The 13436-nt window shown below is 66.7% G+C and carries 16 protein-coding genes; 1 reads left to right on the top strand and 15 read right to left on the bottom strand.

The features are described from left to right. Positions 1-116: 116 nt before the first annotated feature. The 14 genes from QZH66_RS02630 to QZH66_RS02695 all read right to left on the bottom strand — a co-directional run bounded on the left by QZH66_RS02630 (position 117) and on the right by QZH66_RS02695 (position 12134). Positions 117-551 carry a hypothetical protein gene (locus tag QZH66_RS02630; protein ID WP_305804396.1) on the bottom strand — a complete coding sequence of 145 codons (435 nt, stop codon included), beginning with the start codon at positions 549-551 and terminating at the stop codon, positions 117-119. Between the two features lie 122 nt (positions 552-673). Further along, the gene (locus QZH66_RS02635; protein ID WP_305804397.1) at positions 674-1393 is read right to left on the bottom strand and encodes a tetratricopeptide repeat protein; all 720 of its coding nucleotides are present in this window, start codon (positions 1391-1393) and stop codon (positions 674-676) included. Next, positions 1386-2075, bottom strand: coding sequence for a Fe2+-dependent dioxygenase (locus tag QZH66_RS02640; protein ID WP_305804398.1), 690 nt, complete (start codon positions 2073-2075; stop codon positions 1386-1388). The genes QZH66_RS02635 and QZH66_RS02640 overlap by 8 nt, the downstream gene beginning before the upstream one ends. 47 nt (positions 2076-2122) lie before the next feature. Then, positions 2123-4390 carry a TonB-dependent siderophore receptor gene (locus QZH66_RS02645; protein ID WP_305804399.1) on the bottom strand — a complete coding sequence of 756 codons (2268 nt, stop codon included), beginning with the start codon at positions 4388-4390 and terminating at the stop codon, positions 2123-2125. 129 nt (positions 4391-4519) lie between these two features. Beyond that, positions 4520-4921, bottom strand: coding sequence for a hypothetical protein (locus tag QZH66_RS02650; RefSeq protein WP_305804400.1), 402 nt, complete (start codon positions 4919-4921; stop codon positions 4520-4522). Positions 4922-5057: 136 nt separating this feature from the next. Then, positions 5058-5390, bottom strand: a complete 333-nt coding sequence (locus QZH66_RS02655; protein ID WP_305804401.1) for a non-heme iron oxygenase ferredoxin subunit — start codon at positions 5388-5390, stop codon at positions 5058-5060. Next, on the bottom strand, positions 5387-5923 hold the full coding sequence (locus QZH66_RS02660) for a GNAT family N-acetyltransferase (protein WP_305804402.1): 537 nt from the start codon (positions 5921-5923) through the stop codon (positions 5387-5389). The genes QZH66_RS02655 and QZH66_RS02660 overlap by 4 nt, the downstream gene beginning before the upstream one ends. Positions 5924-6055: 132 nt before the next feature. Next, complete coding sequence (locus QZH66_RS02665) at positions 6056-7312, bottom strand: cysteine desulfurase (protein WP_305804403.1); 1257 nt, start codon at positions 7310-7312, stop codon at positions 6056-6058. Next, the gene (gene sufD / locus QZH66_RS02670) at positions 7309-8571 is read right to left on the bottom strand and encodes a Fe-S cluster assembly protein SufD (protein WP_305804404.1); all 1263 of its coding nucleotides are present in this window, start codon (positions 8569-8571) and stop codon (positions 7309-7311) included. Before sufD ends, QZH66_RS02665 begins: the two co-directional genes overlap by 4 nt. Further along, positions 8571-9335, bottom strand: a complete 765-nt coding sequence (gene sufC, locus QZH66_RS02675) for a Fe-S cluster assembly ATPase SufC (protein WP_305804405.1) — start codon at positions 9333-9335, stop codon at positions 8571-8573. Before sufC ends, sufD begins: the two co-directional genes overlap by 1 nt. Before the next feature lie 78 nt (positions 9336-9413). Then, positions 9414-9554, bottom strand: coding sequence for a hypothetical protein (locus QZH66_RS02680; protein ID WP_305804406.1), 141 nt, complete (start codon positions 9552-9554; stop codon positions 9414-9416). Next, positions 9551-11026: a Fe-S cluster assembly protein SufB gene (sufB, locus tag QZH66_RS02685; protein WP_305804407.1), complete on the bottom strand. Its 1476-nt coding sequence runs from the start codon at positions 11024-11026 to the stop codon at positions 9551-9553. Before sufB ends, QZH66_RS02680 begins: the two co-directional genes overlap by 4 nt. Before the next feature lie 16 nt (positions 11027-11042). Then, positions 11043-11498, bottom strand: a complete 456-nt coding sequence (locus QZH66_RS02690) for an SUF system Fe-S cluster assembly regulator (RefSeq protein ID WP_305804408.1) — start codon at positions 11496-11498, stop codon at positions 11043-11045. A gap of 78 nt (positions 11499-11576) precedes the next feature. Next, complete coding sequence (locus tag QZH66_RS02695; protein ID WP_305804409.1) at positions 11577-12134, bottom strand: hypothetical protein; 558 nt, start codon at positions 12132-12134, stop codon at positions 11577-11579. A 148-nt stretch (positions 12135-12282) separates the two neighbouring features. On the opposite strand from QZH66_RS02695, the gene QZH66_RS02700 reads away from it, so the two are divergent. Further along, complete coding sequence (locus QZH66_RS02700; RefSeq protein ID WP_305804500.1) at positions 12283-12750, top strand: SET domain-containing protein-lysine N-methyltransferase; 468 nt, start codon at positions 12283-12285, stop codon at positions 12748-12750. Positions 12751-12816: 66 nt separating this feature from the next. Here the strand turns inward: QZH66_RS02700 and QZH66_RS02705 are convergent, their stop codons facing one another. After that, positions 12817-13404 carry a DUF1439 domain-containing protein gene (locus QZH66_RS02705; protein WP_305804410.1) on the bottom strand — a complete coding sequence of 196 codons (588 nt, stop codon included), beginning with the start codon at positions 13402-13404 and terminating at the stop codon, positions 12817-12819. Positions 13405-13436: the final 32 nt, after the last annotated feature.

Raw genomic sequence — 13436 nt, forward strand, 5'->3', positions numbered from 1 at the left:
GCGCGCGGACACGGCAAACCGGGGCCGGCATGGCGACGTGCGCAGACGGGCGGGAGCGATCCCGGGAAGGCGGCGGAAAGTAAGCGGGGCGGCCCCGAACGGGGACGCGGGACGGCTCAGGCCTGAGGCGGCGCCTGGCCGCGCTGGACCCGGCGTCCGGGCAAGAGCGGGCACGGGCCGGAAGTTGCGGCGGCTACGCGTGTCGCAGTGGCGGGAAGGGTTTGCAGTTGCGCGGTGATCCAGGCCAGGGCGAGCGCAGTGGCGGAATGCTCGCCGGATGCCGGCGCGCCCCGCCGCAGCGCGATCCGGCGCAGCGTGGTCGAACTGTTTTCTTCGCGAGTGGTGTCATCGCCAGGGGAATGCGGCAACTGGAACGAGGACCCGGCGGCGGGGACTTCCGGTGCGCCCGCCCGGGCATTCCAGGCCGTGCTGGCTGAAAGCAGGGACAGCAATGCCGCGCCGGCCAACAACAGCGACAACAACAGCGACAACAGCAGCGGCCGCCCGCGCGTGGCGGCGGCAAGACGGCAAAGGTGGCGTGGAAAGTACAAGCAGAATCCCTGTCATGGCGGGCGTTCTGGTGACACAGCCCGCCGCGGTGCGGGGATTGTAGTTGCGACTGGTTATCAATTGCAAGTGCGAATGGGTGGCAGAAATTGCAGGCCGACACGCACTATCCGGGCACCACCAGCGCACGGATCCGCGGATGTGGCGAGCTCGCCAGCAGCGGGCGGATATGGGCGAGGAACGCGGGACTGCCGTGCGCCAGCGCCTGCTGCAACCATGCCGCTGCGGCCTCGATCTGACCGGCGGCCAGCAGCAGCGAGGCATGGCTGGCCTGGCCACGGAAATCGCCGGCTTCGGCCGAGCGCCGGTACCAGTCCGGCGCGGCGGCCGGATCCGCGGCCACGCCGATGCCGTCTTCCAGACACCGCCCCACCAGGTTCATCGACTTGGCATGGCCGCATCCGGCGGCGCGCCGGTACAGGCGGTAGGCGGCGGCCTCGTCGCGGGCCACGCCGCGGCCGGTCGCCAGCAGGTTGGCCAGGTTGTACATGCCCCAGTCCAGCCCGGTATCGGCGGCTTTGCGATACCACACCGCCGCCAGTTCGAAATTCACCGCGGTGCCGGTGCCGAGTTCATGGCAACGCCCGAGCATGTTCATCGCCTGCGGCAGGCCGCCGTTGGCGGCGCGCTCGAACCACTGCACGCCCTGGGCCGGATCCAGCGCGTTGCCACGGCCTTCCATGCACGCCTGGCCGAGCAGCAGCTGCGCCTGCACGTCGCCGGTCTGGGCCAGTGCATGCAGTTGCGCCAGTGCCGCCGGCGGGTCATGCCGCAACTGTGCGGCGATGGCGGCGATATCGGGGGCAGCCGGCTGCGGCTCAGACATCGGCCCATTGCCGCAACAGGTTGTGATAGACGCCGGTCAGCTGCACCAGAGCCGGGTGGTCGGGTACATCGTGGGTCAGGCGCCGGATCGAGACGTCCAGGTCCCACAGCAAACGGCGCTGGCCGTCATCGCGCAGCATGCTCTGGATCCAGAAGAACGACGCCAGTCGCGCGCCGCGGGTCACCGGGGTCACCTGGTGCAGGCTGGTGCCCGGATACAGCACCATGTGTCCGGCCGGCAGCTTGACCCGCTGGTTGCCGTAGGTGTCTTCGATCACCAGCTCGCCGCCGTCGTATTCGTCCGGATCGCTGAGGAACAGCGTGGCCGACAGGTCGGTACGCACCGGCTGCGGTTGCCCCGGCGCGGTGTAGTCATAGCGCACCGCGTTGTCGACGTGGAAGCCGAAGGCCTGGCCCTGCTGGTAGCAGTTGAACAGCGGCGGAAAAATATGCCGTGGCAGCGCCGCGGAAAAAAACGTGCTGTTGCGGCCCAGTGCCTCGAGAATCCGCGCCCCGATCGCACGCGCCGCCGGGTCGGACTCGGGCAGCTGCAGGTTGTGCTTGGCCTGCGCCGACTGGTAGCCGGCGGTCAGGCGGCCGTCGGTCCAGCCGGCGTTGGCCAACTGCTGGCGGGCCGCGGTGACCTGCTCGGCGGTAAGGACGTCGGGAATATGCAGCAGCATGGAACACTCCGAGGAGTCCCCCGCGGGTCGCGCGGGAGACGTTGCGGTCAGAACTTGAAGTTGAACGCCAGCGTGGCCGAACGCCCCGGGGCGATGGCCGCGTAGTGCGAAGCGTACGCCTTGGTGAAGTAGGTCTTGTCGGTCAGGTTCTGCACGTTGAGCTGCAGACCGTACTGCTTGCTGAACTCATAGGCGACCATCGCGTCGAAGCGGGTGTAAGCCGGAATCCACTTGGTGTTGGCGACGTTGCCGTAGACCTTGTCGACGTAGTTGGCGCCGGCGCCCAGGCTCAGGCCCGGCGCGAAGGCCGGTGTCCAGGTGCTCCACAGGCTGGCGCTGTGCCTGGCGGTATTGGGGAACGCATTGCCGTTGAACGGCGAGGGCGCGTAAACGCCGTCAACCAGGGCAAAGCCGTTGTCCTCGACCACCGCATCCAGGTAGGTGTAGCCACCGAACACCTGCCAGCCGGCGGCGATCGTGCCGCTGAAGCCGATTTCCGCGCCGGTGACCTTCTTGCGCCCGGCGTTCTGGGTGGTGCCGGCATCGCTGGTGACGCGGGCGTTGCTCATCTCGGTTGCGAAGACCGCACCGGTCAGCGACAGGCGTCCATCGGCCAGGTCCCATTTGGTGCCCAGTTCGAGATTGCGGCTGCGCTGCGGCGTGAGGTCCTGCACCGCGGCGCTGATGCCGTCGGCGCCATCGCCACCGTCCATGCCCACCGGCGTGGACGAGGTGCCCCACGACAGGTAGATGCTGCCGTTGCGCAGCGGCTTGAACACCAGCCCGGCCTGGCCATTCCAGAACGTGCTGTCGTTGCGCAGGGTCACCGCGGTTACCGGGTTGGACTGGCGGGTGGCGTAATCGTCGAAGCGCGCGCCCAGATTCAACATCCACTGCGGATTGAATTCGACGGTGTCAAAGAGGTAGGCCGAGCGGGTGCGGGTCTTCTGGCGGATATCCAGCGCCGGATCGGTACGCGTCACATGGTGGCCGGCCGCCCACGGATCGTGTGGGGTGGGGTTGGCCAAGTCGGTGCAGTTGTAGCCGGTGGCCGCACCGGTGGTGGGGCAGCTCTGGCTGCCGGTGACCGGGTTGAACGTGCCATTGAGGCCGTTGACGGTGCCGATGGCATAGCTGCCGCGCTGGGTGTCTTCATCGCTGTATTCGATGCCGGCGTTGTAGCTGTGCTGCAGCGTGCCGGTGGCCAGGGTGCCGCTCAGGCTGGTCTGGTTGACCAGACTGTCGGTGGTGGTGGCGCGGGCGTTGGTGCGGCGCCACACAGTGCCGTACAGGTTGGGGTTGCCCTTGCTGTCGTCCGGCTGGGTCCACAGATAGTCGTTACGGGTCCGGCCGTAGCGGGCGATGTTGCGCAGTGTGGCGCCGCCGAAATCATGCGACAGGTTCAACGTGGTGATGTCGGCCCGGGTTTGCTGGAAGTCACGATCGACCAGGCCGTAGAACGCGTTGCGATTGGGCACGATCGGGCTGCCATCACCATTCTTGCCGAGATTGGCGCCGCTGCTGAACGGGTTGTTGTAGGCGAAGCCGCCGGCGTCCGGCAGGTCGTCGGTTTCCATGTGGTAGTGGCTGATGCTGGCCTGGGTCGGGCCGTTCAGGCCCCAGGCGATGGACGGCGCGATGCCCCAGCGGCTGTTGTTGACCTCGTCACGGCCGGCGATATCGGCGTCATGCTTCATCAGGTTGAGGCGCGCGGCGATGCCGTCGCCGATTACGGCATTGGCATCGACCGTGGCGCGGCGGTAGTTGTCGGTGCCCAGGCCGATCGAGCCGGCCACGAAATCGTCGAGCTTGGCCGTCTTGCTGACCAGGCTGATGTGGCCTCCGGCCGAACCACGACCGGAATAGGCCGAACTCGGACCCTTGATCACTTCGATCTGCTCGATGGCGAACACTTCGCGGGTCTGGCTGCCGGCATCGCGGATGCCATCGACGTAGATGTCCGACTGCGAATCGAAGCCGCGGATGAAGGGGCGGTCTCCGGTGGGATTGCCGCCTTCGCCCGCACCGAAGGTGATGCCCGGCACCGTGCGCAGCGCATCGAGCAGGGTCACGGCGGCGGTCTGTTCGATCACCGACTGCGGGATCACGCTGACCGACTTGGGGGTATCCAGCAGTGGTGCGGTGAACTTGTTGGACACCGATTCCACTTGCGAGGCGTGCACATCGACGCCATCGAGCTGCGTGGCCTTGCGTTGGCCGCCATCACCGGCGTCGTCGGGAGTGGCGTGGGCGGCGATGGGCGAGACCATGGCAAACAGCAGGGCGGACGCAAGCGGAGTACGGGCAGGCAGCATAGGAGGGCTCTTGGATCAGACAACAGAAGGAGAGCGTCCTCGGCGTGGATGGCGAAGGACAGGCGGGCAGACGCAAGGCATAACGGCCTACGCAAAGGCCTGCGCAGGCAGGCTTGCGGCGACGCTCGATCAGGCCCGGGGAGGGGCGTGGCCGTGATTCAGTCGCAGATGCGGCTCCAGCGGATAGCCGCGGGAGCGGTCCTGCACACGCTGCAGGCGGGTGTCGGCAGCAGCACTGCGGAATACCTGGCTGGCCGTCGTGACCGATCCGTTGCCGCTGTGGCGCGGGCACGCACGGTTACTGGCCGGGCGCGGTGCTTCGGCGCCGGTTTCGGCGATGCTGCCCGGCGTCGGATGCCTGTCCGGGCAACCGCCGGTGGGCGCCCCGCTCAACACGCTGGCCGAAGGTGCGGCGGTCAGCGAGGGGGTGGAAACCGCGGCGGCCATCAACCATGCCGCCAGCAACACCAATACCCCCAGCAGGCACGGCAGACCGCGCCGCAGCAGCGGGTGGGTTTGGGTGACAACCATGGAAGCCAGGGCGGACAAAGGAGGCGGGGTGACAGCGGCGTCGCGGTGCGCGACAGGGCTACATCCTAATGAGAATTGTTTGCGTTATCAATCCTCTTTCGCGACAGGACTTGCCGAAGCGCGGCTTGCGGGCGCCTCAGTCGCGGTCGTCGCGGGTCCAGACCCCGCCGTGGTCGCGCTTGACCGGGAACTTGGGCACCGCGGTATAGGCCGGCGCACACAGGGCGCGGCCGTCGCGGATATCGAACCGGGCGCCGTGCAGCACGCATTCAATGCTGCCTTCGACCGCATCCAGGGCGCCGGAGGACAGCTCGAATTCCTCATGCGTGCACTGGTCTTCCAGCGCATACAGATCGCCGTCAAGGTTGAACACCACGATCGGGGTGCCGGTGACCTCGTCAAAGGTGGTCTTCATTTCGCCCGGCAGCAGCTCGCCGCTGGCGCAGACAAACGTCCAGGTCTCGCTCATGCCGCGGTCACCAGTGGCTTTTCCAGGATCTCGAAACGCAGGTCGTCGCGCCGGGGAATGCCGAAACGCTCGTCGCCATAGGGAAACGGTTTCTTGATGCCGGTGCGGTGATAGCCGCGGCGTTCGTAGAAGGCGATCAGCTCGTCACGGACGTCGATCACCGTCATCCGCATCACCGGCAGCTGCCAGTGTTCACGCACGTAGCGTTCGGCGGCCGCCATCATCGACTTGCCCAGACCGCTGCCTTGGGCCGCCGGCGTGACGGCGAACATGCCGAAGTAGCCACTGCCGTGCTCGTCGGCGAGATGGCAGCAAGCCCGCAGTTGACCGTGGTGTTCGGCCAGCAGGATCACGCTGCGCGGTCGTTCCAGATCGGCCCGGATGCCTGCGGCATCAACGCGCTGGCCGTCAAGCAGGTCGGCTTCGGTAGTCCAGCCGGCGCGCGAGGCCTCGCCGCGGTAGGCGGAGGTGACCAGTTCGATCAGGGCCGGAATGTCATCCGGCGTGGCAGTGCGGAAGGTCAAAATGCTCATGGTTTCATTCTAGGTGGCACAGGACCGCGCGGACAGGGGCGGGCGCCGGAAGTGGCGCGAGGGTGTCGCGTCCACAACAAAAAAACGCCGCGGTCACCCGCAGCGCTTCGCCACCCAGCGCGGGCGGCAGCCTTATCCCAGCAGCGTGCGCACCTTCTTCAAGGCCGCCATGAACTGCTCGATTTCCTCGTGGGTGTTGTAGAACGCCAGCGAGGCACGGCAGATCGCGGCCACGCCATAGTGCTGCAGCAGCGGGTGCGCGCAGTGCTGGCCCGAGCGCACGGCGACTCCTTCCAGATCAAGCAGCGTGGCCAGGTCGTGCGCGTGCGCCCCTTCCAGCTGGAAGGACACCACCGCGGCCTTGTGGGACGCGGTGCCGAAGATGCGCACGCCGTCGAAGCGCTGCAGCTCTTCGGTGAAGTGCGCCAACAGCTCGCCTTCATGCCGGTGGATATGTTCCAGCCCGACCGATTCGAGGTAATCCACCGCCACGCCCAAGCCGATGAAACCGGAAATATTCGGGGTGCCGGCTTCAAAACGGTGCGGCGCGTCGTTGAACACGGTGCCCTCGAAGCTGACTTCCCTGATCATCTCCCCGCCCCCCAGGAACGGCGGCATCGCCTGCAGATGCTCGCGCCGGCCCCACAGCACGCCGGTGCCGGTGGGCCCGCACATCTTGTGGCCGGTGATGGCGTAGAAGTCGCAGCCGATGGCGGGAATGTCGATCTTCAGGTGCGGCGCCGCCTGCGAGCCGTCGACCACGGTGATGATGCCGCGCTTGCGCGCTTCGCGGCAGATCTCGCGCACCGGGTTGATCGTGCCCAGCACGTTGGAGACGTGGGTGACCGCCAGCAGTTTCACGTCCGGCGTCATCGCCGCATACAGCGCGTCCATGTCCAGCGCGCCGTCGGCGGTGATTTCGGCCACGCGCAAGGTCGCGCCGGTACGTTGCGCCACCAGCTGCCACGGCACGATGTTGGCGTGGTGCTCCATGCGCGAGACCAGGATCACATCGCCGGCCTTCAACTGTGGCAGCGCCCACGAATAGGCCACCAGGTTGATGGCGAAGGTGGTGCCGCTGCACAGCACCAGTTCGTTGGCACGCACGTTGAGGAAGCGCGCCAGCTTGGCACGCGCGCCTTCGTAGGCATCGGTGGCTTCAGAACCCAGCGCGTGCACCGCGCGGCTGACATTGGCGTTGTAGCGGCGGTAGAACTCGTCCACCGCGGCAATCACGGCCAGCGGTTTCTGCCCGGTGTTGGCGCTGTCGAAATACACCAGGGGCTTGCCGTTGACCTCGCGCATCAGCAGCGGGAAGTCCGCGCGGATCCGCTCCCAGTCGGGTGCCTGGGCGCTGCCGTGGGCCGGCCGGGGCGTGGACAGGTTCATGCCACGCCGGCCTGCACCAGTGCCGCATCCAGCGTCGTTGCCAGCCGGGAGGTGAGGCTGGCGTCGAGCACCTTCAGCGGCTCGTGGCAGAACGCGGCGCTGAGCAGCTGCTGTGCCTGCAGCTGCGGCAACCCGCGCGAGCGCAGGTAGAACAGCGCGTTGTCGTCGAGCTGGCCGACCGTGGCGCCGTGGGCGGCCTTGACCTCTTCGGCGTCGATCACCAGCGTCGGCTGGGTATCGATCTCGGCATCGGCCGACAGCAGCAGGTTCTTGTTGGACAGGTTGGCATCGGCGCCATCGGCGCCGGGGCGGATATGGATCCCGCCATGGAACACCACCCGGCTGCGATTGGCGGCCACGCCGCGCCAGACCATTTCCGAGCTGGTATCGCGGGCGATGTGCTCGATGCCCAGGCGGGTATCGATATGGCGGCGGCCGTTGCCCAGCAGCACGCCGTTGGCGGTGACCCTGGCGTTGTCGCCTTCCAGGCGCACGTTGAGTTCGTGGCGGGACAGCGCCGCGCCCAGTTCCAGGTCGACGCGGCGGTAGTGCGCATCACCTGCCAGCACCGCATCGGTGCGCAGCATGGACGTCACCCGCGGGCTGTCGTTCTGCACCCGTGCATGCGACAGCGTCGCGCCCTGGGCCAGGTGCACGTGCACGAGGGTGTTGTCCAGGTGCGCGGCATCACCCTGATGCAGGTGGTGTTCGACCAGTCCCAATGACGCGCCCTGGCGCAGTTCGATGAAATGGCGATGGTGCCAGGACAGCTCCGGCGCGGTGGCCACGCTGATGAAGACCAGCTGCAGCGGGGTCGCGGCGTGTACGTTCTCCGCCACGCGCACGATCACCCCTTCATCGGCCAGCGCGGCGTTGAGGCGGGCGAAAACCTCGTCGCTGCGCTCGAAGCGGCGGGAAAGGAAGCGCGCGGTGTCATCGTCGGCGGCCAGTGCCATCGACAGCGACTGCAGCTGCACGCCGGCATCCAGCCCCGACAGGTCGCTGAGCGCGGCCAGCGGACGGCCGTTGACGAATACCAGGCGTGGCGTGGCAATGCCTTCCAGCAGTGCCGGATCCACTTCGGCCGGCTGCAGCGGGGCGGGGCTGAAAGTGCGGCGCTCCAGCTGGCGCAGCGAGGTGTATTTCCACGCTTCGTTGCGCGGGCCGGGCAGGCCGTCGTGCAGCACGGCATCGAGCACCGCACGGCGCTCGTGGCTGCCGCAGAAGCCGCTGGCCAAAGAATCGAGCAGGGCGCTCATCAGACAGCGGCCTCCGGCACGATACGGTTCTTGAGGAAGTCGTAGCCGTGCGCTTCCAGCTGCAGCGCCAGCTCCGGGCCGCCGGATTTGACGATGCGGCCTTCGGCCAGCACATGCACGAAATCGGGCTTGATGTAATCGAGCAGGCGCTGGTAATGGGTGATCACCAGGAACGAACGCTCCGGCGAGCGCAGCGTGTTGACGCCATCGGCCACGCTCTTGAGCGCGTCGATATCCAGGCCCGAATCGGTTTCGTCCAGGATCGCCAGCTTCGGTTCGAGCACCGCCAGCTGGAAGATCTCGTTGCGCTTCTTCTCGCCGCCGGAGAAACCCTCGTTGACGCCGCGGTGCAGCAGTTCGTCTTTCAGGTGCAGCACGGCCAGCTTCTGCCGTACCAGCTTGAGGAACTGCATCGAATCCAGTTCTGCCTCGCCGCGCGCCTTGCGCTGGGCGTTGAGCGCGGCGCGCAGGAAATAGGTGTTGTTGACGCCGGGAATTTCCACCGGGTACTGGAACGCCAGGAACACCCCGGCGGCGGCGCGGGCTTCGGGCTCCAGTTGCAGCAGGTCGGCCTCTTCGAAGCGCACGCTGCCGGCGGTTATTTCGTAGCCTTCGCGGCCGGCGATGACATTGCCCAGGGTGGACTTGCCGGCCCCGTTGGGGCCCATGAGGGCATGCACTTCGCCCGGCTTCACCTCCAGCGAAAGCCCCTTGAGGATTTCCTTGCCGGCGATGCTGGCGTGCAGGTTGTCTATTTTCAGCATTGAAGTGGTCGTCTTGTCAGAGAGGGGACAGAGGCTGGCGCGACTCAGAGGTCGTATCCGCCGCGCTCGGGAAATTTTTTACGCAAAAAAAGCCGTGCCGGTTGCGCTCAGCGTGGCCCTGGCGCCGGCGTTGAGCTGCAGCGGGTTGCCGGCCGGATTGCAATGGCTTTGCGCCAACGCCGGGGCCAGCAACAGGGTGGACGTCGGCAGCCGCTTCATCCGACCGAGCCTTCCAGCGAGACTTCCAGCAGCTTCTTGGCTTCCACCGCGAACTCCATCGGCAGCTCGCGGAATACCTGCTTGCAGAAACCGTCGACGATCATCGACACCGCGTTTTCCTGGTCGATGCCGCGGGCGCGGCAATAGAACATCTGGTCGTCGGAGATCTTCGAGGTGGTGGCCTCGTGTTCGACCGTCGCGCTGGGGTTCTTCACTTCGATATACGGGAAGGTGTGGGCGCCGCACTTCTTGCCGATCAGCAGCGAGTCGCACTGGGTGTAGTTGCGCGCGCCGTCCGCCCCGGCCGCGACCTTGACCAGCCCGCGGTAGGTGTTCTGGCCATGGCCGGCGCTGATGCCCTTGCTGATGATCTTGCTCTTGGTGCGCTTGCCGATATGGATCATCTTGGTGCCGGTGTCGGCCTGCTGGCGGTGGTGGGTCAGCGCCACCGAATGGAACTCGCCGACCGAGTCGTCGCCCAGCAGCACGCAGGAGGGGTACTTCCAGGTGATCGCCGAGCCGGTCTCGACCTGGGTCCAGGTGACCTTGCTGCGCGCACCGCGGCACTCGGCCCGCTTGGTGACGAAGTTGTAGATGCCGCCGACGCCGTTCTCGTCGCCCGGGTACCAGTTCTGCACCGTGGAGTACTTGATCTCGGCATCTTCCAGCGCCACCAGCTCGACTACCGCGGCGTGCAGCTGGTTCTCATCGCGCATCGGCGCGGTGCAGCCTTCCAGATAGGACACGTGGCCCTTGTCCTCGCAGATGATCAGCGTGCGCTCGAACTGGCCGGTGTGGCCGGCGTTGATGCGGAAATAGGTGCTCAGCTCCATCGGGCAGCGCACGCCCTTGGGGATGTACACGAAGCTGCCATCGGAGAACACCGCCGAATTCAGCGCGGCGAAGTAGTTGTCACCCACCGGCACCACCGTGCCCAGATACTGTTTGACCAGCTCCGGGTGTTCCTTGATCGCCTCGGACATCGAGCAGAAGATCACGCCCTTTTCCGCCAGTTCCTTGCGGAACGTGGTGCCGACGGAGACCGAGTCGAACACCGCGTCCACCGCCACGCCGGCCAGTCGGGCGCGCTCGTGCAGCGGCACGCCGAGCTTGTCGTAGGTGTCCAGCAGCTCCTTGGGCACTTCGTCCAGCGACTTGTACTTCGGGCCCTTCGGCGCGGAGTAGTAGCTCAACGACTGCAGGTCGATCGGATCGATGTCGAGCTTGGCCCAGTGCGGCACCGGCATGGTCAGGAAATGGCGGTAGGCCTCCAGCCGCCACTGCGTCATCCACTCCGGTTCTTCCTTCTTGGCCGACACGGCGCGGATGGTGTCTTCGTCCAGGCCCGGCGGCAGGGAATCGGTTTCGATGTCGGTAATGAAGCCCGCTTCGTACTTGCGGCCCAGTTGCTCGTGGATTTCACGATTGGGCGCATCGGCGGGGGCGACGGTTGCGAGGGTTTCGGTGGCCATGGGGCTGCCTAGAGGGTCAGGAGACGACACTGACGTCGATGGAACGTCGGCGGTCGGCAATGGGAAGGGGAAGGGGATGCAGCATCTGCGCAAGGGTCACGCCGCGCAGCGCGTCGGCGACGACGTCATTGATCAGCCGCCAGTTCGAACGCACACCGCATTGGTCGGCGATGCCGCACTGGCTCTGTTCGTGGCTGCATTCGGTGATCGCCAGGGGTCCTTCCATGGCCTCCACGATCTCGATCAGGGTGATGTCGCCGGCGCAGCGCGTCAGCCGGTAGCCGCCACGGACGCCGCGCAGGCCCTCGACCAGTTTGGCCTGGGCCAGCGGCTTGAGCAGTTTGCTGACGGTGGTCGCTTCCAGTCCGGCGTATTCAGCCAGCTCGGTCGCACTCAGCACCACCTCCGGCCGCGCGGCAAGCGCGGTCAGCACCACAGTGGCGTAGTCGGTGAGCTTGGTCACGCGGAGCATGGCGCGGCAGATCCTTCAAAGCGGACCGAAATTGTACGCTTTCGGCGGCGCCGCTCCAAATTGCGCGGTTCAGCTTCCTCAAGGCGTGATATTTCCGCCAGCGGCAGGTCCCGCTGCGGCAGGCTGTTCGGGCAGCACCAGCGCCAGATAGGGGGCAGGCGGCGGCGGTCCGGGTGGCAGCGCGGCCGGTGCCGGCGCGCCGGCCGGCCCCAGCGAACGGACAAAGCGGTGGATGGCGCGACGGTCCTCCTCGCTCATCGCCCGCAGTGCGAAGTCGGGCATCATCGGCCGGGTGTGCAGGGTGGCGCTGTACTGCAGCCACTGCGCTTCATCCATCTCGTGCAGCCGCAAGCGCAGATTGCTGGCATAGGTGGTGCCCCAGGGGCCGTAATAGCCCAGCGGCGAGCCGGTCAGCCATTGCTCCATCGGCACCTTGCCCTGCTGCTCGGCATAGCCGGCGGTATGGCAATCGTTGCAGCCGGACGTGCGCAGCAGATATTCGCCGCGCCGCAGCAGCGCGGTGGTGGCGCTGGGGGGATCGATGCCGCTCGATGGGGGCGCCATCGGGTCGTCACAGGCGGTCAGCGCGAGCAGGAAAAACGCCAGCAGGGCGGGGGCGGGACGCAGGGAGTTCATGGCCGGGTCGCAGTGGAGGCAGTACCGGGGACAACGGCAACGATGGCCAGCAGCGGACGCCCGCCCGGCAAGACCGGTGCGGGCATGCGTTGGTGTTCGTGCGGGCATGAGCGAGAATCACGGTTTACTTTTCGTCACGGCCACGCACATGCCCAAGAAGATCCAAGCGCGTAAGTCCTCGATTCATGGCAACGGTGTGTTCGCGTTGGTGGCGATCAAACAGGGCGAGCGGGTTGTCGAGTACAAGGGCAAGCGGCGTACCCACGAGGAAGTGGATGCCGACGACAGCGGCGATGTCGAAAGCGGCCACACCTTCCTGTTCACCCTCAACGAGGTTTACGTCATCGACGCCAACCACGGCGGCAATGACGCGCGCTGGATCAACCACAGTTGCGATCCGAACTGCGAGGCGATGGTCCAGGAAACCACCGGCGATGATCCCGCCGCGGACAAGGTGTTCATCAGCGCGATCCGCGACATCCAGCCGGGCGAGGAGCTGACCTACAACTACGGCATCACCCTGGCCGAACGGCATACGCCGCGGCTGAAGAAGATCTGGGAGTGCCGCTGTGGCGCCAAGGACTGCACCGGCACCATGCTGCAGCCCAAGCGCTGAGCGCAGCCGCCGGGGACGGGAAAAAGGCCGCTTTCGCGGCCTTTCTTGTGCGTGGACGGGAGGCGGTCAGTTGCCGGGCAGCCCGGCGGGCAGGAAGCTGCCGAGGTTCTGGTTGAAGTCCACGGCGATACGGCCATCCTGGATGCCGACCGATTTCACCTGCAGCGCGCCCATCACATTGGCGATCGCCGGGTCGATCCGGTAGATCGGCTCGCGCCGTGCATAGTCGACCAGCCAGCTGTTGAGCAGGCTGCGGGTGCTGGCGTCCAGTTCGGCACCGGCCATGGCCGGACGGAAGTCGTCGATGGTGGGCTGCTCCAGGTGGAAGCCCCGGGTCTGTGCGTCGTAGCGCAGGCCACTGCTGATATGGATGTTGCCGACCGGCATGCTGGCGCTGCCGGCGGCGGACATGGCCAGATCGAAGTTCAGGTCCAGCCGGCTGCCGGCCGGCAGCGTCAGTCGTGGCTGGCTGACATTGAGTGCCAGCAACCCGCCCAGTGCTTTCTGGGTACGCGGAAAACTGCCGTCCAGATACTGCTGTACGTCCGCGGCGCCGATCGTGAGCTGGCGGCCATTGATCTGCGGCGCGGCATGGGCGCTGCCGGCGATCACGAGGCAGGCGATGGCGGGCAGCAGCAGGGAGCGGAAATTCATCGCACAGGCTCGCAAGGGAATAGGAGGGAACA

It is taken from the genome of Stenotrophomonas sp. YIM B06876 (assembly GCF_030711595.1).
Lineage (GTDB): Bacteria > Pseudomonadota > Gammaproteobacteria > Xanthomonadales > Xanthomonadaceae > Stenotrophomonas.